This is a genomic window from Planctomycetaceae bacterium, assembly GCA_041398825.1.
Lineage (GTDB): Bacteria > Planctomycetota > Planctomycetia > Planctomycetales > Planctomycetaceae > F1-80-MAGs062.
On record JAWKTX010000004.1, the window covers coordinates 400645 to 424680 of the forward strand.

The window sequence follows — 24036 nt, forward strand, 5'->3', positions numbered from 1 at the left end:
TGAAGACGGCTTTTACCAATGCGATACTGGTCCGTTGGGGACTTTGATGAGTGCCGTTGGAACTGAGACTTCCCGTTCACCATGTCTCAGTCGAATTTGCGACATGATTTCGTCAAATTCTTTGTAGGACTCGAAACGTCGCAAACGCGCTTCAAGGTCGTCAGGAATTCCCAGACGGACACCATACCAGGCCGCAAACTTGCGGAAGAGCAGACAACTGAATTCGGCATGCTGTTCGACCATCATTCTGAAATGTCTGCTCAGGAAATCCAGCTGTTCGTCAACGCCTGGCGTCCATTCCTGCTGTTCGCGAACAATTTGATTCAGCGAATCATTGCCTTTTTGCGCATCGGAACCGTCCAGGTTTGCCAGACCATTCATCACACGATCGATGCGTCGAAAAAGCCATGGATCCAGCATGGCACCGCGGCCAATCGCGATCCCATCACACCCGGTTTCGCTGAACATCGAAAGGGCATCGTTGACAGTTCGAATATCTCCATTCGCGATAACGGGGATAGATGTGACGGCCGCTACCACGTCTTTTATCGCTCTGCGATTGACTGCCCCATGGAAGCCCTGTGCCCGGGTTCGTCCGTGTACTGTGATTGCTGCGACGCCGACTTGTTCCAGTTCGGCTGCCAATTGCGGGGCGGTCAGGTTGTCGTCGTCCCAGCCAAGTCTCATTTTTACCGTGACGGGGATATGAACGGCGTCGATCACTCGCGCTGCAGCCTCAACGGCGCCATCCACATTGCACATCAGTCTTGCTCCGCCCCCGGTTCCATTTACCTTGGCCATGGGGCAGCCCATGTTGATGTCGATTCCCTGGTAACCGCGATCGTTTAACCAGCGGGCCGCGTCAACAAGGTGGTCGGTGACTCCGCTGAAAATCTGCACCGACAATGGGCGGTCTTCTTCGCAGGTCTCGACGAGTTCCAGAGATTTTCGAGTTTCTGAAACAAGCATCGTTGCCTGTACCAGATCTGTCGTGGCGAGTCCCAGACCGCCAAGTCGACGGAGGACACGCCTGAAGGCCAGGTGGGTGTATCCCGCCAATGGAGCCAGGAAGTATCGAGTCGGTATGGGGCGACCTCCGATTTCGATCGGTCCTGCCAACTGTCTGAGTGTCGGCCGGTTATCGGCGTTGCCGTGCGGCATGAAGGCATTGCTGGTGGGAAAGAAGGCTGCCTCGTGGGATACAGGAAATGGGTCAGGCATCATGCGTTGCCAGCTCCGTCGTGATTGCCGGCGATGGTTGCAGGGATTCTGATATTGACGGACTGCAATGCCTGCACGACTTCCAGCACTGGCAGGCCAATCACGCTGGTAAGGCTGCCGCTGATGCCACAGACAAATGCCTGCGCATGGCCTTGTATGGCGTAACCGCCTGCTTTTCCTGGCGATTCTCCGGTACTGATGTACCAGCGAATCAGTTCGTCATTGAGTGGGACGAATGAGACTTCGGTTCTGACGATATGTGACCATGTCTGTCCGGCACGCGACACCATAAGTCCCGTCCAGACAGAGTGTGTGGTCCCGGATAACAATTCACTCATCCAGTCGAACACCTGATGCCGCCAACGATCGGGGTCGGGCTGTCCAAGTACGACGCTGTGATCACTCTTATCCTTTGCGATCACGATGGTGTCAGCGACCAGAATGGCAGGATCTGAAAGATCGGTACGTTGTTCAACCTGTGCTGTCACATCATTGAATTTCATGGCAACGATCTTCAGCAGTCGTTGTTCGAGTTCGTTGTCTGTTGACAGACCTTCAAACCCCGGCTCTTCGGAATCAAGGGGCGGACAAATCTCAATCGGTATGTCGCCCGTCACTTGCCGTAGAAGAGCAAGACGGCGTGGAGATCTTGATCCAAGCACAATTGCAGGTGATGAATTCATGATTCGATCGGACAGAAGAAAGTTTGCTGAGAGTCAACCGGTGCAATATGCCGCTTCGATCTTCGGGACGGATGCCTGAACTGAAACCAATGAAAAAGAAGTGGGCAGCGATCGTTTGATCTGACTAAAGATTTCGCTGGAGTCGTGGTGTTCCATTGCAGGCCGCGTAGCGGCTGCATCATGGTAAGTGAATTCTCTGCCGAGTTGCAGCCTTCATTCTCAGAGACCGAAGTTGACGAAGCAGTGTTGCCGGGATTGCATGGTGTCCCTTGAAATTCAGACGCAGAATTGTCGCGTCATCATGTATTTTCCTTTACAACACAGTTTGCGATTTTTTTCACAGGGCGCCGCGGTTGAGGATCGATCAGATCTTGAGTTTGATTGCAGCCGCGGACAAGCTCATTGTTGGTGAGACCTGAAATAAAAAGACCTGAATTCAGGAGTATTTTCTACGTGCGAAACCCCAGCCTTGTCTTTCTGGCCATAGCTTTCCTGATATCCGGCACTTGGGGCCCATCAGTGGTTGCTCAGCCTCCTTCCAAAGAACTTGCCAAAGAATTGTTGGCACTCCCTGCCCGACCGAAACGCCCCGATCTGCCAGCCGGCACTCTCCCCCTCAAGTTTATCAACAACGAACGAATTGCTTTTCTGGGCAACTCGCTGGCTGAGCGGATGAATCTGTTTGGTCACTTCGAGACTCTGTTGCACACGCGATTTCCTGACAAGCAACTGGTTGTTCGCAACTTTGCTCGCCCGGCTGAAGAAGTCGGAGTTCACCAGAGGTCCAATGACTACACTGCCCTGGACGATCCCATGGCAGCATTCGGAGCCGATACATACTTCTGTTTCTTTGGTTACAACGAATCGTTTGCCGGTGCGGACGGTCTGGACAGATTCAAAGAACAATATGGCACGTATCTGGATGAGATCGCCAAACGCTATCCTCGTGACGATTCCAGAGCTTCACCACGGTTCGTCCTGATTTCACCGATTGCATTTGAGGCTACCGGGGATCCTCTTTTGCCTGATGGCAGCGCCGAAAACAGCAACCTGCAGCTGTACAGCGATGCCATTGAGCAGTTTGCAAAGAACAGGGGTCTGGCATTTGTTGATGTATTCGACCGGTCGAATGAATTGTTAAATGCAGAACCCGGAATGCAGTACACGATTAATGGTTGTCACCTGAACAATCGCGGAGATCAGGAGGTTGCTCGCATCATCGACGAAGTGATGTTTGGCGCCGCGTCACCAGCAAGCTTCGGAAGTCCGGGATACGAGAAACTACGAGCGGCTGTAAATGATAAGTCGTTTGTGCATCTGCAGGATTATCGGATGCTGAATGGCTGGTATGTCTATGGCGGTCGACGAACCTGGGATACCGAAACCTTTCCCCGTGAGTACAAAAAGATCCGGGAAATGGCAGCCGTTCGCGATCAGTATGTATGGGATATTGCTGCCGGTAAGCCAGTGCCTGATCAGCCCGATGATTCGGGAACGACCGATCTGTTTACTCCGGAAACGCGGTTCGGAAATCCTCGACAGGATTATTCGGAAGCTGAAGAACTGCGATACCTGACACCCCGGCAATTGGTTGAATCATGCACCGTCCCGGACGGTTTTGCGGTCGAGCCTTTTGCTGACGAAACCATGTTTCCGGAGCTGGCAAAACCCGTTCAGTTGAACTTTGACAACAAGGGGCGGCTTTGGGTTTCTTGTATGCCAACCTACCCACAATGGAAGCCGGGAGACCCCAAACCAAATGATCGCCTGATCATTCTGGAAGACACAGATCAGGACGGCAAAGCTGACAATTGCAAGGTGTTCTACGACGAACTGCATTGTCCAACTGGTTTTGAATTCTGGAACGGCGGAGTGCTGGTTGTTGATCAACCGCGACTTCTGTTTCTGAAGGATACGGATGGTGACGATAAAGCAGATCTGGTTGTGCATTTGATGGACGGTTGGGCAACTGACGATACGCATCACACATGCAGCGCGTTTGAGTGGAATCACGGCGGATATCTTCACATGCTTGAAGGTATCGCAACCAGCACAACGCTGGAAACACCATGGGGACCATATCGCAGCAAAGGTGCTGGAGGTGCCTATGTGATGGATCCGCGGTCACTGAAGATTCGACAGTTTGCACTTCCCGGACAGTACAACATGTGGTGTTACGTGTTCAATAACTGGGGGCAGGGGTTTGTCGGAGACGGGACGACAGCCAATCAGGCCTGGGATACGCCGCTTTCCGGAGCCCAGTTCGGTGGACGCACGGGGCTGAATTTCATTTTTAACAACGAAGGAATGCGACCAGCTCTCGGGAATGAGTTTCTGGTGTCGCGGCACTTTCCGGATGACGTTCAGGGACAGTTTACCTATGCCTGCGTGATCAACATGAATGGCTTTCCGCGGTTTACAGTGGGTGATGATGGCGGAGGCTACCATGGTGCTCGACTGAAGAAGCCAGATGGTTCACCAGACGATTTGATCCGTTCAACCGACAAGCATTTTCGACCGGCAGATCCGCAAATTGGTCCTGATGGCGCGATGTGGTTTGGTGATTGGGCCAATGCGTTGATCGGTCATATGCAGTACAGCCAGCGAGACCCGAATCGTGATCATACCAGGGGCCGCATCTATCGACTGACCTATCCCTCCAGACCGCTCGTCAAACCTGTGACCCAGTTCGGGAAATCGGTGCCAGAGATTCTTGAACAACTTCGGGAATATGAATGGCGTACTCGATATCGAGCTCGTCGTGAACTTCGCGACCGGGCCAGCTCCGATGTGCTGCCAGCCGTGGAGAAGTGGATTGCCAGCCTGGACAGGCAGGATCCCGAATACGACCGTCTTCGAACCGAAGCATTGTGGATTCAACAGTCTCATCACCACATCGACAAGACTCTGCTAACGACTGTCGTGACCAGCGCCGCAGAACCGAATGCCCGCGCGGCTGCCGTTCGAATCATTGCTGACGAGCGAGAATCGGTTCCGGACGCATTGAATCTCCTGGCCGCTGCGTCCAGAGATCAGCACCCCCGGGTTCGCACCGAAGCCGCTCGCGGGCTCAGCTATTACGACGACATGGTGGCTGTCAAAGCACTGATGGCAATGACCAGTTTCGATGCGGACTACTGGGTCGACTACACCGTTCGGCACGCGCTCGCTGCTCACGAATCTCTTTGGCGAGCTGACTTTGTGACCGGCCGTATTCCTGAGGCGGGAGCCCGCGCAGGGGAAATTGTGAGCCAGATTATGTCGGCTTCCAAATCCGGTGCGGCGGCATTTCCTCACCTGCAGGTGCTGCTCAGCCAGGAAACAAAACCTGAAGAACAACGCAACAAGGCAATGACGGCTCTTGCGGATCTGGAAGGTGGCAATGGCAATCGTGGCCGCGAAGTCTTCGTGCGAAACTGCACGGCATGTCATCGCGTTGCAAATGGCGAAGGTCGCGACTTTGGCCCCAATCTGGCAGGCGTTGCGAAACGCATGAACAAAGTGAAGATTGTTCAGTCGATTGTGGACCCCAATGCTGAAGTTGCGGAAAAATATCGCCAAACGGTGATCGTGACATCAGACGGCATGCCGGTCGCCGGGCTTGTGGTCAAGGAAGATGATCTGAACGTGGATATCTTCGATGGCAAAGCAGTACGAACAATCGCTAAGTCTGATATCGAGGACAGAGTGATTCAGCAGCAAAGCAGCATGCCGGAAGGGGCCGCCGCGACGGTCGCCCCTTCAGAATTCGTCGACCTGCTGGCTTATCTGAATGCTCAGAATCAGGATGTCCCGCCGCAGAAGTAGCCGTCAGAACAAACGGGATCTTTGCAGATTGTCGTCATCAACAGCGGCCCGGCATCACCTTTGATGTCGGGCCTTTTTGCTGGAAGGAGCCGGGCAAGATCATGTTCGTCTTTGTTCCCGGAGGTGATGATTCCAGCATACGTTCGGTCACTGTTCCATCCGTCGAAAACGGGCAGAATCGACGACTTCGTAGCCTGGTCTGAATGCTACGTTCATGATCAGCGCGATGGCTGTGCACGTTGAAAGCAGGCTGCTTCCGCCGTAGCTGCACAGCGGAAGTGTGATGCCGGTAATTGGCATGAGTCCAACAGTCATGCTGACGTTTATGACGACTTGTGTGGCAAGCATGGTGACAATGCCAACAACCACTAATCTTCCGAAAGGCTCCCTGGTCCTGCGGGCGACAGAAAGTCCCTTCCAGATAAGCACTGCGTACAGCAGAAGCAGGACGCTGCAGCCCAATAATCCAAACCGTTCGCCGATCATGACAAAAATGAAGTCGGTTCGGGCGGCCGGAAGCTGCAATGCCGCTGGATCTTCCAGCGCTTCGGCATCTTCCATGGTCAGGCCCCGGATGCCCCCCAGTGAAAGAATCTGCTTGGACTGATGAAGATGGAAGCCATCGCCGGCCGGAGCATTTCCACCATCCTGCTGACGGAACACAGAAACCACTCTCGATCGCTGCTCCGCATTCATCTGTGTCCAAAGAACAGGCATCAGCAGTAAGCCTGTTATTGCAGCCATCGTCAGGTGTTTTGTGCGTGCTCCTGCCGCAAACAGCACAGCAAACAGAACAGGCAGAAACAGCATTGCCGTGCCCAGGTCCGGCTCTTTGAGAACAAGTAACAGCGGAACAAAAGTCATCAGGAAAGGGATCGTTAACCCTGTCAGATTCCGATGTCGGTCCTGGTGCATCAAGTGCGCAGCGAGGGCAAGAATAAATGTCAGTCGAGTGACCTCGCTTGGCTGGAAATCAAGAAATCCCAGGGGGATCCATCTTCGCGAACCATTGATCGCAGGCATGAACAGCACGACGACCAGGAGGACAACGCAAAGCAGATATGCCGGCGTACTGAATGATCGCAACGATCGATAGGGAACCGCCACTGTCGCCATCATCACAGGGATGGCGATTGCCGCCCAGATCAACTGCCGTTCGAACAGCCGCGATGCTCCGTAAAGTTCATCTGCTCGCTGTAATCCAGCCAGGCCAAAGGCGTAGATCGCCAGGGAAAGGACCGGGATGGACCAGTGAATTCGTTTCAGCAATTCCAACATCTTTGCCGCAACGGCGTCCTCCAGTGATCACTGATGTTTCACGCATCCTGCGGTGCTGGTTCGTTCAGAAGATGGTCCCCGCCGATTGCAATCAGTTGCTGAGCGGCGGAGATTCCAATGAACTCTGCGTCCGCTTTACTGCCCACTTCAACATGTGATAATCGCAGGCGGCCGTCACTTGTCAACAGAATTGAATTTAACTGCAGTTGATCTCCGATGATGCTCGTCCATGCGGCAAGAGGTGCATGACATCCGGCGCGAAGTTCACGCAGCAGTGCGCGTTCTGCAGTGACTTCGGCAAGTGTTTGCGGGCACGTAATTTGCGCCAGAAGCTTCAGCAGTTCTTCGTCGTCTGATCGGCATTCAATGCCAAGGGCCCCTTGTCCAACGGCCGGGTAAAACAGGGGCGGATGAAGGTGGAGGCTGATTCGGTCCGCAAGTCCGAGACGCGTCAACCCGGCTTCGGCCAGGATGATGGCGTCGAACTGTCCTTCGTCCAGCTTGCGAATCCGTGTATCAACATTGCCGCGAATTTCTTCCAGCTTCAAGTCTGGTCGATAGTGAAGCAGCTGGGCCTGTCGGCGAGGACTTCCAGTCCCGATACGAGCGTTGTGTGGCAGATCATGCAGTCCGGAGGGAGCGGAACTGCCGGAACCGACCAGCAACGCATCACATCTCGGCGCGCGAGGGGGAACACATCCAAGCACAAGACCTTCTGCGGAAACAGTGGGCAGGTCTTTCAGGCTGTGGACAGCCAGGTCAGCGCGATCGTCCAGAACCGCCTTTTGGACTTCGCGTGTGAAGACGCCGGTTCCTCCAAACTGACGCAGGGCATCTGTTTGATTGGTGTCGCCGGTGGTGATGATGTGAACGATTTCAACCGAGTGGCCAGTCGGCAACGATCGCAGTTGCTCGGCCATGTAGTTTGCCTGCCACAGTGCGAGTGGGCTGGTGCGAGTAGCAATGCGGAGAGTGCGTTGTTGTTGGGACATCGGAAGGACAGATTCCGGCAAACGAGCAAATCAGTGGGTGTGAAGTCGTTTGAAATGACAAGATTCAAACGCTTCGGGCCAGCGAGAAGTTTCGCCGGCCCGCGTTCTGAATCAGTTGGACACCGTCAGCCATTCGGAATGCTGACGTTGATTCGATTAGAGTGCGTAGTCAGATTCATGAGCGGCGTGGCCCCCGAATGATGTTCGGAACGCATGGGCCTGTGCCCGGATTGTGGCATCCGGTCCGGTCAGTTTCAGATAGTACACCTCGCCATCGGCTTCCAGAATGACACCAATCATTCGGTAACCTTCCATATCTTCTGTTCGCTGCTGAATCGGTGGACCGATGGATTTCTTGTAGGTTCCGGAGATCTCTGCAAGGTAATAGGTCGATTCACCAGCCTTGCCGGTTTTGATCGAAGATTTTCGGCCAGCACTTTGAAACTGACCGATCCATCGCTGGATGTTAGCGGCAACTCCTCCACCCCCGCCGGGAAAGCTGAATACGGTCAGCTCGCCTGGATCCTTATCGCCTTCAGCAATTGGCGTGTGATACGTTTTCCCAAGCCGCATGCGAGAGACAACTTCGGCATCTTTCCATGTCGAGGGCAGGTTGAGAGTGAGTTTGCCGAAAGCAGCAGCCTGAGTGGCAGGTTTTTCATTCGATGCCTTTTCGTCGGCCAGTGCCTGGCTGGCGGTTAGACACAGGGCCAGGGTCAGGATGGCTCGGAGTGAACTCTTTGTCATCATGGCAAATCCTTTCTGAATTGAAATGAGTTTCACATTATGCCTGCCCGGGGACAAATTGTCTTCGCGGCAGGCGAGATATCAACAGAAAAAGGGCGAAGTCCTTGAAGGAACTTCGCCCTGCGTTATCATTCTCAAAGCGTGAAACCGATTACTCGATCTCGTATTCTTTGGACAGAGTATCAAGGGCGTCGGTGACCTGAGCTTCGCTCATACCACCTGCACGAACAATCTCGGTACTTGCCTCGTTGTTGCCCGCCAGTTCGCGAGCTTTGGCAGAAAAACGTCCTGCGGAGTCGTAGGAGTACGTAATTTCGAGAGGTGAACCCTTCGGCAGATTGGCAGGCAGATTGAAGACGCGGAAGTCCCCAATCATTTCGCATGCTGCCGGATCAATTGCGTCCCCTTCCAAAACTTCCACGTGAATTCGCTGCTGGTTCTGGCTGTTGGTGCCGAACCTTTGCGACACACTGTGAGGAACAGGAGTGTTCTTCGGGATCATAATATGATTGATCTTACGACTCCGGTCCTTGGGATCGGTAATCTTGATTCCCAGGCTGTGAGAGTTCACATCGGAAGTCTTAACCGAGTTGAGTCGCTTCTGAACAGCTTCGGCCACTGAGTTCCCGGCTTCGCCATGGCGAGCCTGCAGGATGGCTGCGTGGATGGCTGCACCTTCTGCCACGGCACGTTCAGGTGCCAGGGCACGTGAAGGCTCGCGTTGCGTAACTTCGCGAAGCATCTGTTCCACAACCGGCATGTACGTTGATCCGCCGACCAGAACGACTTCGTCAAGCATTCCCGGTTTGACGCCTGCCTGGTGCATCACCAGTTCGGTCGTGTCTTTTGTTCGCTGCAACAGGTCAGCGGTCATGCGTTCGAAATCAACGCGCGACAATGCAACGGTCAGAGTATTACCCTTGTAGTAGACGCTGATGTTGACGGTCGGCTTTGAGCTGAGGTCACGTTTGGCGTCTTCAGATTCCTGATGGAAGGTGAGCATTGCTTCGGGGTCTTCGCTTGGGTCGGCCCCGAATTTCTGCTTGAACTGTTCAACCAGATGGTCAGACAGTCGCTTACTCCAGTCCAGTCCCCCCAGCATGACGTCCCCGTCCGTGGCGAGCACTCGGAAACTGGTAGGGGTATAGCGGACGACGGTGACGTCGAAAGTACCGCCCCCGAGGTCGTAAACCAGGATCGTCTTTTCTTCATTCTTCAGATCTGTCCGTCCCAGTTCGCCACGATTCCATGCGTATGCAAGAGTCGCCGCGGTTGGTTCGTTGATGATGTCAACCACGTTCAGGCCAGCGATTCGACCGGCGTCCTGTGTTGCCTTTCGGCGAACATCATTGAAGTAGTAGGGAACAGTGATCACTGCGTTGGCAATCGGTCCGATCACCTTTTCTGCGTCCTGCTTCATCTTCTTCAGGATCAGAGCAGACACAAATTCAGGGGTCAACTTCTTGTTCTGGTAAACAACGTAGAAGTCCTTGTTGCCCATTTCTCGTTTGATTGCTTCCACAATGGAAGTCGGATCGGCAACAGAGATACGTTCGAAGGAAGGACCCACGACAACTCGATCTTCGTCGAGCAAAACCACTGAAGGTGTGATCGGACGGCCGTCGGCATTATTGATGACGGTCGGATTACCATCTTCGTCGATGCGGGCGATGGCACTGTAGGTCGTGCCAAGGTCAATACCGACAGTGTTACCTTCAAGGAACTTCATGTGGACCCTCAGATTCTTCTTTGACTGGAACGCGATACGTACCTTGCGCTGTCCTTGCTGACAAAATGTCTGCCGTAGGATTCACCGGAAGGTCCGGGCGAATACCACGCAGACGCAAAGTCCTGCGACCTTGCGGTGGAACCAAATCAGAGATTTTTGTTCAGTGCCACCAAGGCTAGCAGATTCTGGCAATCCGAGGCCCTCGATTCAAGCGGCAGGCACGGCGAAATGCGGTATCCGGGAAGACCCGCCGAAATCATCGGACGAACCGAACAATTCGACAGGGGGCAAAGGCTGAAATGCTGAATGTTCTTTACGAGATGTCTCTTTGTTCAGGCTGCGTCAAAACTGCGGTTACGTTGTACAAATGGGACAGATCGGTTCATAGTGGCCGTCCTTCCCCCGTCTGGCCACCGTTTGAGCGGTTGTCACGCGGATCACACAACAGTACTGCCATTCGAATTGCTTCGAGCATACCGGAATGGTCGGCTGGGGTTGAAGGATTCCATGCGCGGTCGAATGCCGTTCCGTGGGTCGGACTGGTTCGAATGATGGGCAGGCCCAGCGTAATATTCACGGCAGAATCAAATCCAATGAGTTTGACGGGAATGTGTCCCTGATCGTGGTACATCGCCACCACACCATCAAATTCTCCCAGAACGGCCCGACGTATCAGCGTGTCGACTGGCAGGGGGCCGGTCACATTCGTGCCCCCGGCGGCCGCCTGTTCAACGGCAGGGCGAATCATTCGAGACTCCTCGTCTCCGAACAGACCGTTTTCGCCACCGTGAGGGTTGAGAGCGCAGACGGCAATGGCTTTGCGTGAGCAGCCGATTCGCGTGAGGAACTGGTCCATCAGCTGGATTTTTTCCAGCACCGCTTTCTGTGACAGGAGCTGCGGCACACTTTTCACCGAAGTGTGTAGCGTCACGTGGGCGATGCTGAGTCCATTTCCGTCAAACTCGGTTTCATCCTGCATTCCACTCAGGACCCCACGGATGTTTCGAATGCGGGACTCGGACAGGTGAAGCATCATGGCGAATTCTTCAATCCGGCATTCGGCGGCCAGAATTTCTGTGTGACCTGGTTCCTGATGTCCGGCTGCGTGCAGGGACTCCTTGTTCAGTGGGGCGGTGACAATGGCGTCGGTCACCCCCGACTGAGTCAGGCGAATGGCTTCAACCAGATATTGATAAGCAGCTTCGCCCGCCGTCGAGCTGACTTGACATCCAGGGGCGGAGAGAACGGCATCCCCGGCTGGATTCCAGCAGGCAACCTGTCCGGAAGATTGAAGTTTCTGCAACAGGGACTGCAGGTGACCTTCGCCCGGAATTGCATCCAGAGGGACAAAGGTCAGCGATTTTCCAGCCAATTGGGCTGCCTCCTCCATGACGCGCGGGTGCCCGATGACTAAAGGAAGGAACATACAATGTGACGGAGAAATCTCGGTACTGCTGGGCGGATGAAGGATGCTGTTCAGCGCCCGAACGACGACTTCGGGGCCGATTCCCGCAACATCTCCAATGGTGATGGCGACTACCGGGCAGGATTGGGGAGAATCGTTCGAAGCGGTGGACAAGTAGTTAGCAGGCATGGCAGTCGGCTCGGATCGTCAGAAACTGGTGGTGACTTGGCAGGTCGAAATGTCCTAAACTGCCGGATGTCAGCGGCAGTGAAATTGGATTCCCTGGCTGCTGACTCAGGGATTCTAACGGTTCAATGGTTTTTTGTACGGAGTGGCAGGGATGCGTTTCAAACGCTGCGCTCAGATCGCGTTGCTCAGGGTCGTCGCGGGCATTTTGGTTTCAGGGGCTGCTCATGCTCAGCAGAAAGCCCCGACGGCCGAACAGATTCTGAAGGCCTACCGCCCAAGCCAGTCAGATGTGGAAATTGATAACCCGACGGCGGAAGAACTACCCAAATGTCGAGTCGAAAATGAACCTGGCAGTTACGTCGTGTTGGGAGCAGCCGGCCAGGTCCTCCGCCGGATCTCGGACACCAATGCCGACGGTTTTGCCGACCAGTATCGATACTATCGCATGGGGCTGGAAGTCTTCCGCGATATCGATACCAACAAGAACAACAAGCCGGACCAGTGCCGGTGGATGAACTGGGGCGGGACTCGCTGGGGGCTCGACCAAAATGAAGACGGCCGCATTGATGCGTGGCGCATTCTTTCAGCTCAGGAAGCCGCTCGGATCGCGGTCGAGTCAATGATCCGCGGAGATGTTCAGGCACTCTCCAGCGTGATGTTATCTGCAGACGACATCAAGAATTTGAAAATCAACGATTCTGTCGCCAGAGAACTGGCGGCTGCGACCAGTGATTTGCCCGGAAAGCTTCGGGCAATCCTGTCCTCCAGTAAGATTCTGAATCAGCGATCAACATGGGTACGATTTGATCCGCCCGTCCCCGGACTCATTCCGGCAGAAGACGACAGGGCGGCAACTGACCTGACTGTCTATGAAAACGCCATGGCCATCGTGCAAAATGGAGAGAAGCACGATCTGGTCATGATCGGAGAGATGGTTCAGATCGGGAACGTCTGGAAACTGGCTCAATTGCCCAGCCCACTTGAAGGAAGCGGCCCGCAGACAATTCAACTCGGCGGAATTCTGATGCAGCCTCAGCTCACACGAGCATCCGCGGGTGCGCCCGACAGTATGTCGGAAGAAATGCAGCGTCTGCTGGCAGAGCTGCAAAAAATCGATGAAGCAAGTCCATCTGCCGAAGCAACCCCTGCTCAATTGGTGGCCTTCAACGTTCAGCGCGCGGATGTTCTGGAAAAACTGATGCAACAGCCACAGTCGGACGAAGACCGTGTGCAATGGATTCGTCAGTTCGCAGAAGGCGTTACCGCTGCTACTCAGACTGGTGAATATGCTGCTGGTCCCAAACGACTGGCGGATCTGCAGGAAAAAGTAAAAGACAACGAAGAACTGCTGAGCTTCATCTACTACCGCCGTCTTCTGGCGGAGTACGCAATCCGTCTGAAGAATGCCGATCCCAAGGCCCCGGATGCTGCTCAGACATGGTGGGGCGAACAGGTGGAAGCCTACGTCAAACGCTGGCCAAAATCAGAGAGTGCACCTGAAGCCATCGCACAGCTTGCCATTGGTGCTGAGCTTCTTGGGCGAATCGACGATGCGAAGTCCTGGTATACGATGCTGGCTCGTGACTACGAACGAAGCAATCAGGGGATCCGGGCCCGTGGAGCGCTGAAGCGACTGGCTTTGAATGGAACGAGACTGGAACTTCAGGGGCGGTCACTAAACGGGCAGCCGCTTTCCATTCAGCAGTATCGAGGCAAAGTGACGCTGGTCGTATTCTGGACAACCTGGGCCACGCCATTTACTTCGGATCTGCAAACCATTAATGCGATTTATCAGAAGTATCAGCCGTCCGGATTTGAGATCCTTGGCGTGAATCTGGATTCCACCGTGGATACGCTTCCCGCCTATCTCAGACAGTACGGAATTCGATGGCAGAGTATTCGTGACGCTGGCGGTATGGAAGGTCAGCTGGCTCGCGACTATGGAATCATTTCAGTGCCAACGATGTTCATAATGGATAAGGATGGTGTCGTAGCCAGTGGCATCGCTACGGAGAATCTTGAAACCGCTGTTCAGGCATTGCTGAAGGGTGAAAAGCTGGATGCAACGCGACAGTCAGCGGCGAACGCTCCCAGAACGCAAAAGAACTAACTGACATCGCAGTCGTTCGATACCAAACTTGTTCCTCCTGACGCACCGACCTGTTACAGGTCGGTGCGTTGTTCTTTTCGGGTTTCTCAGCGTGATTTGAATTGACCGGGGTCAACAACAGGAATTCAACGCGTCAGCCAAACATGGCTGGCCGGTGAGCAACACTGATATGTGAGCAACAATGAGATGTGAGCAACACTGAGATGTGTGCAACGGCAACGGGCCGCGCGGTCCGATGCCGGTCAATCGGAAGAACTATATCGGCGCGACATCGACGCTCACGGCCTGCGAAGTATCGCCACCTCCAAGGAAAATACCGCGGACCGGGACGACGTCCGAATAGTCTCGCCCCGTGGCGACAGGAATGTGGTCTGTGGAACAGACACAATCGTTTGTGGGATCAATATCAACCCAGCCAATGGTTTCGCCCGCATACACAGACAACCATGCATGAGACTGATCTGCACCGATAAGCCGCTCCCTGCCTTCGGGCGGCTCCGTTCGCAGATAGCCGCTGACATAGCGTGCCGGAATACCAATCGATCGGAGACATGCAATGGCAATGTGAGCAAAGTCCTGACACACACCTCGTCCCCCTTCAAACGCTTCTTCTGTCTTTGTGTCGACGTGTGTGGCGTCTTTATCGTAAACGAACGATTCGTGCATGTGCGTGTTGAACGACTTGATCGCCTGCAGCAGGGAGGCATCGGAAGGGAAGAAGCGGCGTGCGAAGCTGCTGAAAATCTGACCTTTCCGAATTCGGGGGGAATTAAACAGAAAGACTGCTACCTTCAGCCATTCGTTTCCGCATCCCGCGTTGAGCTCTTTCCTCAGATCGGCCACTGTGAAAGACTCAGTGCCTGACGACAGTTGCGACTCTTTCACGTCAACTCGACTAACCGCAGTGATCGATAGTTGCGAATGCGTCTCCTCCAGAGAAAATGCGTGCACGACATTTCCGAACGCATCAATCCTGCGACTGGCAGAAGTGGGAGTGGGCCGAATCGTCAACCGGTGATGAAGGCATGTCAGCGTGGCGGAATCTCGTGGTGTCAGGATAACGACGTTCTGGCAAATGCTGACCGCCGACGTGTACTGGTACGTCGTTGTATGAGTGATTTTATATTTCATCGGGTCGACTTCCCGGAGTCGCGACGTGGATTCCCGGACGCTGCCTGCGTCGAGTTTGATACTCGGTGCAGATGCGGATTGGACATGGCGAAGTGACGGGTCAGCCCGGCGTGAATCAGAAATCGGCCTGATAACTCATCGGACAATCGCGGCAATTGATCGTCCAGACGTTTTGTAAGCTTTTGAAGCTGAAGGCGACGTCCTGAGGCATCCGCCTCGCTTAGCTCGAAAATATCTGCGAGCCGAACAGCGTTTGCCATGGCAAGCCCATGACGCTGTTCAGAATTCAGCATTGCCTGAGTTTCTCCATGTGGCATTGCGTCCAGATGCTGGTTGATCTGCTGTATTTGAAACAGGATGGACCTTGGATTTGTTGAATCCGTAATGAGCAGATCAAGTACGACCGGGATCTGGTAAGTCGCGAGATAACGACTTCGATATGTCATCAGGCTGTTTGTGATCTTGAGTACCGTTTCGATGACGGCCGGGTCAACGACTACCGGATCCCCGCCTGGGGTAACCTGACAAAAGAAATTCTTGATCAGCCCATTAATCTGTGCTGTTCTTTCGAGTCGCTGGCCAAGGTCCAGAAAACGCCATGCCAGTGTGCGCGTCATGCTTTCGGCGGCCAGTCCGGAGAAGGCTGCAAAGTCCGCCAGCATGCGGTCGAGCATGTCCATGACATCTAAGTCACGAAGGTCCTTTCCATATGTTTCCGGTTTCATCCGTTCCTTAATGCGATCGATCGTCCTCCACATGTCCGGGGAAATTCGATCCCGCACGCGCACGGCATTGTAGGTTGCGCTGGCAATCGTGGATCGCAGCCCCATTGGACGCTGAAGGTCGAAGAGAGATTCGGGCAGCAGGTCGATCAACTCCGTTGACATTCGACGCAGTTCCGGAACCGCATGGTCTGGTTCAATGTGTCCATGTTCCGCGAGAGATCTCAGCAGGGGCTGATGTTCAGGCCCATCCGGCAACTCTGATTCAAACGATTCGAAAACCGTCCGGAACAGACGGCAGGTCTGTTCAGCCCGTTCAATGTATCGCCCCAGCCAGAACATGTTATCTGCAACTCGACTTGGCAGTTCAGAACCGCTTCTGCGCGGCTGAACCATCGTAGTCGGCGCATCCAGAAGACTGATTTCCGGCTCGTGGTGCTGAGTCAGAATCCAGACATCCTGCGTTCGTTCCCCGGACGTCATCGTGAAGTTCAGATTCTCAGACTGGGGTGAAACGCGAGCCAGTCCACCTGGCAGGCTCCGAAATCCGGAATCCGAATGGATCAGAAACGCCCGCAACGCCAGATACCAGGGCACTACCTTCCCGTCGACAAGTACGGGTGCAGTGGATCGGTGAACGGGGCTTTGCGCCACGTAGCTGGTGGGCTCCGCGCGGATCTTCTGTTCCAGTTCATTACGTTGCTGGGCCGACATCCCCGAGGAATGGAGCGGCGGTTCATCGGTTGTTCTGAATGCCGGTCGAACGATCATTGTGTCCAGATTTCGCAGCACGTGCTCCATCGCGCTTGATTCGCCGCACCACCAGGTCGGAACGGACGGCAGCTGCAACTCTTCGGACAGCAGGAATCGGCTGATTGCGGGCAGATACGGTACAAAGGCCGGGGATTCGATGAGTCGACTTCCGATGGAATTTGTGACCGCGATCTTTCCGCTCCGAATCGTTTCCAGCAGGCCCGGCACACCGTGTTCAGAACCAGGATTCAACTCAATCGGATCACAATCATCATCGTCCAGCCGCCGAAACAGAACTTCAACGGGAAGCAGCCCGCCCAGGGTTTTTAATTGCACGCTTTCCCCGCGAATTGCGAGGTCACCACCTTCGGCGAGCGTGTAGCCCAGGTACCGCGACAAATAAGAGTCTTCGAAGTACGAACGACTCTTGGGCCCCTTTGACCAGAGAACGATTCGCGGATTGTCCCGAAAACGCGGGGCCAGTTGCCGCAGTTGTTCTTTCATGGTTGCATAGAACGGTGCCAGACGTTTGACGGGCACTTTTCGCAGAATCCCCGACAACATACGTGACGTGACAATGCGGTTCTCCAGTGAATACCCGAGTCCGAAAGGTGATTTGACACGATCTCCGGTGACCCACCACTTGCCATCCGTGTCTCGAGCCAGATCGCTGACGTAATAATCCAGAAAGCGATGACCTGATGCGTACAACTGCTGATAAACGGGGTACCAGGCAGGATGTCCGAACACAAGATCGGGGGGGATGATCCGTTCTTTCAGAAGTCGCTGGTCACCGAACAAGTCCGACAGCAGAGCTTCCATCAATCGGGCGCGCTGAGCAAGTTTCAGACTCAGCGACTGCCATGCTGATTCAGCAAAAACCAACGGAATGGCGTCCAGCAACCACGGCCTGGATACTGTGCCTTCCGAATCGTGCGGGTTAAATGTAACCCCGTCCCTGGAAATCTGCGTCCGTGCCTGCTGCCAGCGATTGCTGAGTTCCTCGAGTCCCATGCTGTCGAGACGTGCCACCACAGACTGCCATTCCTTCCGGATTGACCCATTGGGAAGGCAACATTCGTCATACGCTCCGGCCAGCGGCTGGTATTCACTAAAAAAAGAGAATGGCTTTGCGCCAGTGCCGGGATGGATCGATCCGTCGATGCGATTGGAACTCATGCAGGACTAACGCCTCGGCGCAGATCGAGCGTCAGGGGAAACGCCGCGTTAATCTCGCGCGGCGGGATATTAACCGGCCCGGGGGTATGCCCCATCGCAAAGAATCGTGACACTCGCCTCGCCTCGGCTTCGTACGCATTGACAGGAAAAGTTTCATAGTTTCGGCCGGCCGGGTGCGATACGTGGTAAACGCATCCGCCGATCGATCGTTCTGACCAGACATCCAGAATATCAAAGACGAGCGGACTATGCACGGGTACCGTGGGATGCAAACACGATGGCGGCCACCAGGCACGATAGCGAACGGCTCCGACGTATTCTCCCTGGACACCGGTGGGGTGCAGCGGAATGCGTCGACCATTGCATGAAATCACATGTCGAGTGCCCGTCATTCCTGTCACTCGAACCTGCAGCCGCTCGACCGACGAATCGACGAATCGGACCGTTCCACCTCCGCCTGGCTCTTCGCCCAGCACGTACCAGGGTTCAATGGCATTGCGTAACTCGAAATGAATTCCGTCCACGGTAATCTCACCGATCATCGGAAAACGAAATTCGAAGTGTGGCGAAAACCAACTGCGTTCAAACGCTAAACCAGCGGCGTTCAGATCTTCGATTACGTGGCCAAGGTCCGTCCAGACGAACCAGGGTAACAGATAACGGTCGTGCAGTGAGGTTCCCCAGTCGGTCAGTCGTTCGTTGAATGGCGTTGACCAGAATTTCATCGCGAGAGCCCGAATCAGCAGTTGCTGCGTCAGACTCATCTGTGCATGCGGCGGCATTTCAAATCCGCGGAGTTCGACCAGGCCAAGTCGTCCCGTCGTACTATCCGGCGAGTACAGTTTGTCGATACAAATCTCCGCACGATGCGTGTTTCCAGTCAGATCGATCAGCAGATTTCTGAACAATCGATCCACCAGCCATGGCGCAGATGGCTGACTCCGATCGGGGACCTGCGAAAAAGCAAGTTCCAGTTCATAAAGTGCATCACGGCGACCTTCGTCAACGCGTGGAGCCTGGCTCGTGGGGCCGACAAAACGTCCGCTGAAAAGGTAAGACAATGAAGGGTGATTCAGCCAGTAGCCAACGAAGCTCTTCAGCATGTCCGGGCGTCGAAGGAAAGGGCTGTCCGCCGGAGTTGGTCCACCCATGACCACATGGTTGCCACCACCAGTTCCCGTATGATGTCCGTCCAGATCAAACTTCTCGGTACCAAGACGCGTTTGGCGTGCAAGTTCGTAAAGCGTTGTTGTTGTTTCAACCAACTCATCCCACGAGGATGCCGGATGCGTATTTACTTCGATGACGCCCGGATCCGGTGTCACTTTCAGACACTGAAGCCGGTCGTCCTGCGGCGGTAAATAGCCTTCGATCACAACCGGCATTTTTAATGTCTGGGCTGTGCATTCGACGGCAGCAAGCAATTCCAGGTAGTCTTCGAGAAGTTCAACCGGTGGCATGAACACATGAAGACGCCCGTTACGGGGTTCTACACATAACGCTGTGCGAACCACCGAACCCGGATCCATCACTTCATCGGGAGAATGAACTCTGGACAGCAACTGTTCTGAAATTCCCTGAACGCCAACAGCCTGCTCTGCTCCTCGCAGGAAATCCTGTCGCCGATCATCAAATCGTGGCAACGGTGGTCGCTGGATGGTCGGGTCTCGCGGCTGAAAAGGCGGCAGTCTGGAATCCGGCACGTAGGGCAGGGAATCCAGTGGCAATCGCAGCCCCAGCGGCGAGTCTCCTGGAAGGAGAAACATGCGTCCTGACCGAACCGGCCACGGTCCACTGATCCAGGGGCGATGCTGGCTCTGCCACCACTGGCGTTTTAATGGCATTACGAATCCCACCGGCGCGTTGAGTCCGCGTTCGAAAACCGAAACCATTCTGGCTCGGTCTTCCGGATTGCGCAGCTTTGGGTCACGTGGATCCACATTCACCGGCAGCCGCTGTTCCTTCACCAGGTAATGTGCGATGTCTTCGAAGGCGGGGACGATGTAGCGGTCATTGACTTCCAGAGCTTTTGCCAGGTGGTGAATAAAGCGGGCCGCCGCATCTGCATCCAGGCCATAATCGCGATCGATGTCGGCAATCAAACCTGCATCATGCCAGACCGGCAGTCCGTCGGTTCGCCAGTAACAACCCAGTGCCCATCGGGGCAGAGACTCTCCGGGATACCATTTTCCCTGACCATAATGCAGAAATGCCCCTGCAGCGAAGGCGTCGCGCAGTCGCTTGATGAGCACTTCGGACAGACGCCGCTTTTGTGGTCCGACAGCAGCGGAATTCCATTCTGCGCCTTCCATGTCATCGACCGATACGAAGGTTGGTTCGCCGCCCATCGTCAATCGAACATCTTCCTCCTTGAGCCTGCGATCCACTTCGTTGCCAAGGCGATTGATCGCCTCCCATTGCATGTCGGTGTATGGCCTGGTCACTCGCGGATCCTCGTGGATGCGAGTCACAGTCATTGCGAAGTCAAATTCAACCTCACATTCATCCAGTGTTCCACTGATGGGCGCGGCTGACATTGGCTCCGGCGTACAGGCCAGAGGAATGTGGCCTTCGCCTGCGAACAAACCGGAAGTCGGATCGAGCCCCACCCATCCAGCTCCGGGAAGGAAGACTTCGGCCCAGGCGTGAAGGTCCGTGAAGTCGTACTCTGCCCCGCTTGGACCATCCAGGGACTTTACGTCCGGAGTAAGCTGAATCAAATACCCGGAAACAAATCGGGCGGCTAAACCAAGGTGGCGCAGAGTCTGTACCAGCAACCATCCGGTGTCGCGGCAGGACCCTCGCTTCAGTGTCAGAGTTTCTTCGGCCGACTGGACACCGGGTTCCATCCTGATTTCATAGCGAATCTCCTGCTGCAGGCGTGCATTCAGATCAACCAGAAAATCGACCGTGTTTCGTCGGGTGCGGTCGATACTGTCGATGAAGGACCGCCATTGAGGACCCGGTTCTGTAAGTTCCAGAAACGGAAGCAGATCGCGCCGCAAAGCCTTGTCGTATTGAAATGGAAACTGATCCCCGGATTCTTCAACGAAGAAATCGAATGGATTGATGACCGTCATTTCTGCGATCAGGTCGACCTCAACAGACAACTGCTTCGTCTTATCAGGGAAGACGAATCTTGCCTGATAATTGGCGTGAGGGTCCTGCTGCCAGTTAATAAAATGTTTTTCAGGCTTAACGGTCAGCGAATAGCTGTGGATTGGAGTTCGACAGTGTGGTGCCGGTCTCAATCGTACGATCTGTGGCCCAAGTGAAATCCGACGATCGTAGTAGTATGTCGTCTTGTGATTCAGTGCGACACGAATGGTCATAGGTTATCTGTCGATAGGGCGAATGTGATTTGAAGCGTCACTGCGACCTGGCAGTGCACCGGATGTCAGCCGTCGTCGCTGACTACGCGCCGATGATCTGACTCTGTGACTGTGCCACCTGGTTCTGTGACGGAGATGACTCTTCTGAATCAGGGAAGCAGCGGAATGCAAAGTAAGTATTGTGAATGGCTTCACCAATTGCATTCAATTTCGTCTGCAGATCGTCGATAAACTCGTGGGTGCCGCCATTGATAATTGATTCGGCGGATGTTTCGGTCAGCTGGCTGATCAGCCCCTGCGTTAACCGCAGAGCCGGATTTCCATCAGGCAGTTCCGGCCCGGGAATTTCCTCCAGGGAATTTCGAATCTGCTTAATGCAAAACAACACTGCTCTTGGAAAGCGGGTATCGAGCAACAGAAACTCAACCACCCGATGCACAGTCAATGCATGGTATCGCTTTCGAAACATCTCGAAGCCGCTTACCGATCGCAGCACTGCTGACCACATCAGGTCATCCAGAGTTGTATTGATATCCTGGATGCTTCGCAGCAGAGTAAAATACTTGACGTCAAGGATGCGGCTGGACTTATCGGCTCGTTCGAGAACGCGACCCAGATTTGCAAAATGCCATCCACTACCGCGCGACATCGTACCTTCCAGGATTCCGGTGAACAGATGGGATTGTTCCCGCACCTGTTCATAGAATTCGATGTTTGCTGCACTGACGCCTGATTCCGCGGCACGCTTGACCAGGTGGTAGAAGTCGTTGAGCTGTTCCCACGCTTCAGATGAGATTGCTTCGCGAACCGTACGTGCATTCTCCCGTGCATTGCGGATCGCTGTGAAGACGGAGTTCGAATACTCGCGATCGAAGGTGAGGAACTGTCGGACATTCTCTGACGTGAATTCGCCGTATTTTTCGAGGAACTGTTCGTCATCGCCGGTAGCACGGATTAGTGGTTCCCATTGTTCGCCGGCCTGAACTGGCTGGTCGAGAACCAGTTGAACGGTGACTTCCACAAACCTTGCAATATTCTCTGCACGTTCAACATACCTCGACATCCAGTAGATTGAATTTGCCACTCGACTCAGCATTGCCTGATTCCCCGTAGTTTCTCTGATTGATTCACCAGCGCTGCACGGTCTTACAAAACGTCGTCGACATCAGATTTTTCGTGGTGATACCCGGAGATCACCCACGTGTCTTTGCTGCCGCCTCCCTGAGATGAATTGACCACCAGCGATCCCTTTTTCAGTGCGACACGGGTCAGACCTCCGGGCAGGACCCAAACAGATTCTCCGTAAAGAATATACGGGCGAAGGTCGACGTGTCGGCCTTCAAAATGATCACCAACGAGTGTTGGGACCCGGGATAATGCCAGAGTTGGCTGAGCAATATAGTTTCGCGGATCGGCCTTGATCAGTTCTGCAAACTTACGCTGCTCTGCTTCGGTGGAATGTGGTCCAACAAGCATTCCGTAACCTCCCGCTTCATTTGCGGCTTTCACCACAAGTTCCGGCAGGTGTTCCAGTACGTACCTGCGATCGTCTTCACGTTCGCAAACGTATGTGGGCACGTTGGGAAGGACGGGCTCTTCGCCAAGATAGTAGCGAATCATCTCAGGCACATAGGCGTAGATGACTTTATCATCGGCGACACCCGTGCCCGGGGCATTCGCGAGGGCCACGTTGCCTTTACGATAAGCTCTCATCAGGCCTGGGACCCCGAGCATCGAATCTTTTCGGAAAGCTTCCGGGTCCATGAAGTCGTCGTCGATCCGCCGATAGATCACATGGACTCTCTGAAACCCCTCTGTGGTCCGCATAAAGACCCGGTCGTCGTGTACCACCAGATCCTGGCCCTCGACCAACTCGACGCCCATCTGCTGAGCGAGGAAGGAATGTTCGTAGTAGGCTGAATTATAGATTCCGGGCGTCAGGACGACGATCGTTGGATCGGGAGTGTCTTCCGGGCTCAGCCATGAAAGGGTGTTGTACAATCGGGACGGATAGTCGATGACCGGCCGGACTCTGGAATCTGCAAAAATGTGGGGGAAGCTTCGCTTCATGACGGAGCGATTCTGAAGTACATACGAAACCCCGGAGGGACATCGAAGGTTATCTTCAAGAACGTAGATGGCTCCGTCGCTGTGCCTGACAAGGTCGGTGCCTGTAATGTGGCACCAGATGCCTTTCGGGGGATTCAGCCCGATGCATTGTGGACGAAAAGACTTTGCCTTCTCCAGCATTGAACGCGGCACTATGCCTTCGTTCACAATGTTTTGAGAATGATAAATATCGTCGAGGAACAGATTCAGGGCTTTAATGCGCTGACGCAGACCAGCTTCGATGTGTGCCCATTCGAATGCCTGCACCACGCGGGGAATAATATCGAACGGAAAGATTTTCTCAGTGCCGTGTTCGTCGCCGTAGACCGTGAAGGTAATCCCCATCCTCAGCAATGCCCGATCGATGGCTTCCTGACGAAACTTCAGTTCACTCAACGGCAGATCGTTGATTCGACTCACCAGAATCTCCGACCCTGATCGGGGACTGCCGGCTTCACTGATAATCTCGTCGTAGAACCCCTCGGTGTCGTAGTCTTCGAATGTGAATTGGCGCATATGAATTTTGGTCTGCTCAGGGTTTACGCAGTGCTGAGTGTTTTTACAGCACTGCTATCCCTTTGGTTCTATGGGATTGAGGAAAGAATGGAACCCTCAATCTTGAATTAATGTTTAACCGGGGTTTTAGAGA

14 protein-coding genes are annotated in these 24036 nt (G+C 54.3%); 2 read left to right on the forward strand and 12 right to left on the reverse strand.

Translation table 11 applies throughout. The features are described 5' to 3' along the window. Positions 1–12: 12 nt before the first annotated feature. A complete protein-coding gene (locus R3C20_09880; GenBank protein MEZ6040805.1) occupies positions 13–1224 on the reverse strand; it encodes a tRNA-dihydrouridine synthase in 1212 nt (403 codons plus the stop codon). Next, positions 1221–1904 (reverse strand): Maf family protein, encoded by a 684-nt coding sequence (locus tag R3C20_09885; protein ID MEZ6040806.1) that lies wholly within the window; start codon positions 1902–1904, stop codon positions 1221–1223. Before R3C20_09885 ends, R3C20_09880 begins: the two co-directional genes overlap by 4 nt. Positions 1905–2357: 453 nt before the next feature. On the opposite strand from R3C20_09885, the gene R3C20_09890 reads away from it, so the two are divergent. Then, entirely contained in the window at positions 2358–5711 is a 3354-nt protein-coding gene (locus R3C20_09890) for a HEAT repeat domain-containing protein (protein MEZ6040807.1), read from the forward strand. A gap of 147 nt (positions 5712–5858) precedes the next feature. Here R3C20_09890 and R3C20_09895 read toward each other — a convergent pair whose 3' ends face one another. The 5 genes from R3C20_09895 to pdxA all read right to left on the reverse strand — a co-directional run bounded on the left by R3C20_09895 (position 5859) and on the right by pdxA (position 12051). Further along, positions 5859–6989: an FtsW/RodA/SpoVE family cell cycle protein gene (locus R3C20_09895; protein ID MEZ6040808.1), complete on the reverse strand. Its 1131-nt coding sequence runs from the start codon at positions 6987–6989 to the stop codon at positions 5859–5861. A gap of 38 nt (positions 6990–7027) precedes the next feature. Next, positions 7028–7981, reverse strand: coding sequence for a hydroxymethylbilane synthase (gene hemC, locus R3C20_09900; GenBank protein MEZ6040809.1), 954 nt, complete (start codon positions 7979–7981; stop codon positions 7028–7030). 156 nt (positions 7982–8137) lie between these two features. Then, entirely contained in the window at positions 8138–8731 is a 594-nt protein-coding gene (locus R3C20_09905; protein ID MEZ6040810.1) for a hypothetical protein, read from the reverse strand. A 148-nt stretch (positions 8732–8879) separates the two neighbouring features. Then, positions 8880–10457 carry an Hsp70 family protein gene (locus R3C20_09910; protein ID MEZ6040811.1) on the reverse strand — a complete coding sequence of 526 codons (1578 nt, stop codon included), beginning with the start codon at positions 10455–10457 and terminating at the stop codon, positions 8880–8882. A 382-nt stretch (positions 10458–10839) separates the two neighbouring features. After that, complete coding sequence (gene pdxA, locus R3C20_09915; protein ID MEZ6040812.1) at positions 10840–12051, reverse strand: 4-hydroxythreonine-4-phosphate dehydrogenase PdxA; 1212 nt, start codon at positions 12049–12051, stop codon at positions 10840–10842. Between the two features lie 151 nt (positions 12052–12202). On the opposite strand from pdxA, the gene R3C20_09920 reads away from it, so the two are divergent. Next, the gene (locus R3C20_09920; protein MEZ6040813.1) at positions 12203–14161 is read left to right on the forward strand and encodes a redoxin domain-containing protein; all 1959 of its coding nucleotides are present in this window, start codon (positions 12203–12205) and stop codon (positions 14159–14161) included. Positions 14162–14416: 255 nt separating this feature from the next. Here the strand turns inward: R3C20_09920 and R3C20_09925 are convergent, their stop codons facing one another. The 5 genes from R3C20_09925 to R3C20_09945 all read right to left on the reverse strand — a co-directional run bounded on the left by R3C20_09925 (position 14417) and on the right by R3C20_09945 (position 23903). Further along, on the reverse strand, positions 14417–15292 hold the full coding sequence (locus tag R3C20_09925) for a transglutaminase family protein (GenBank protein MEZ6040814.1): 876 nt from the start codon (positions 15290–15292) through the stop codon (positions 14417–14419). Then, positions 15289–17946: a circularly permuted type 2 ATP-grasp protein gene (locus tag R3C20_09930; protein MEZ6040815.1), complete on the reverse strand. Its 2658-nt coding sequence runs from the start codon at positions 17944–17946 to the stop codon at positions 15289–15291. Before R3C20_09930 ends, R3C20_09925 begins: the two co-directional genes overlap by 4 nt. After that, positions 17943–21278, reverse strand: coding sequence for a transglutaminase family protein (locus R3C20_09935; protein ID MEZ6040816.1), 3336 nt, complete (start codon positions 21276–21278; stop codon positions 17943–17945). The genes R3C20_09930 and R3C20_09935 overlap by 4 nt, the downstream gene beginning before the upstream one ends. A gap of 82 nt (positions 21279–21360) precedes the next feature. Beyond that, positions 21361–22374, reverse strand: coding sequence for an alpha-E domain-containing protein (locus R3C20_09940; protein ID MEZ6040817.1), 1014 nt, complete (start codon positions 22372–22374; stop codon positions 21361–21363). Between the two features lie 50 nt (positions 22375–22424). Continuing rightward, on the reverse strand, positions 22425–23903 hold the full coding sequence (locus tag R3C20_09945) for a circularly permuted type 2 ATP-grasp protein (protein ID MEZ6040818.1): 1479 nt from the start codon (positions 23901–23903) through the stop codon (positions 22425–22427). Positions 23904–24036: the final 133 nt, after the last annotated feature.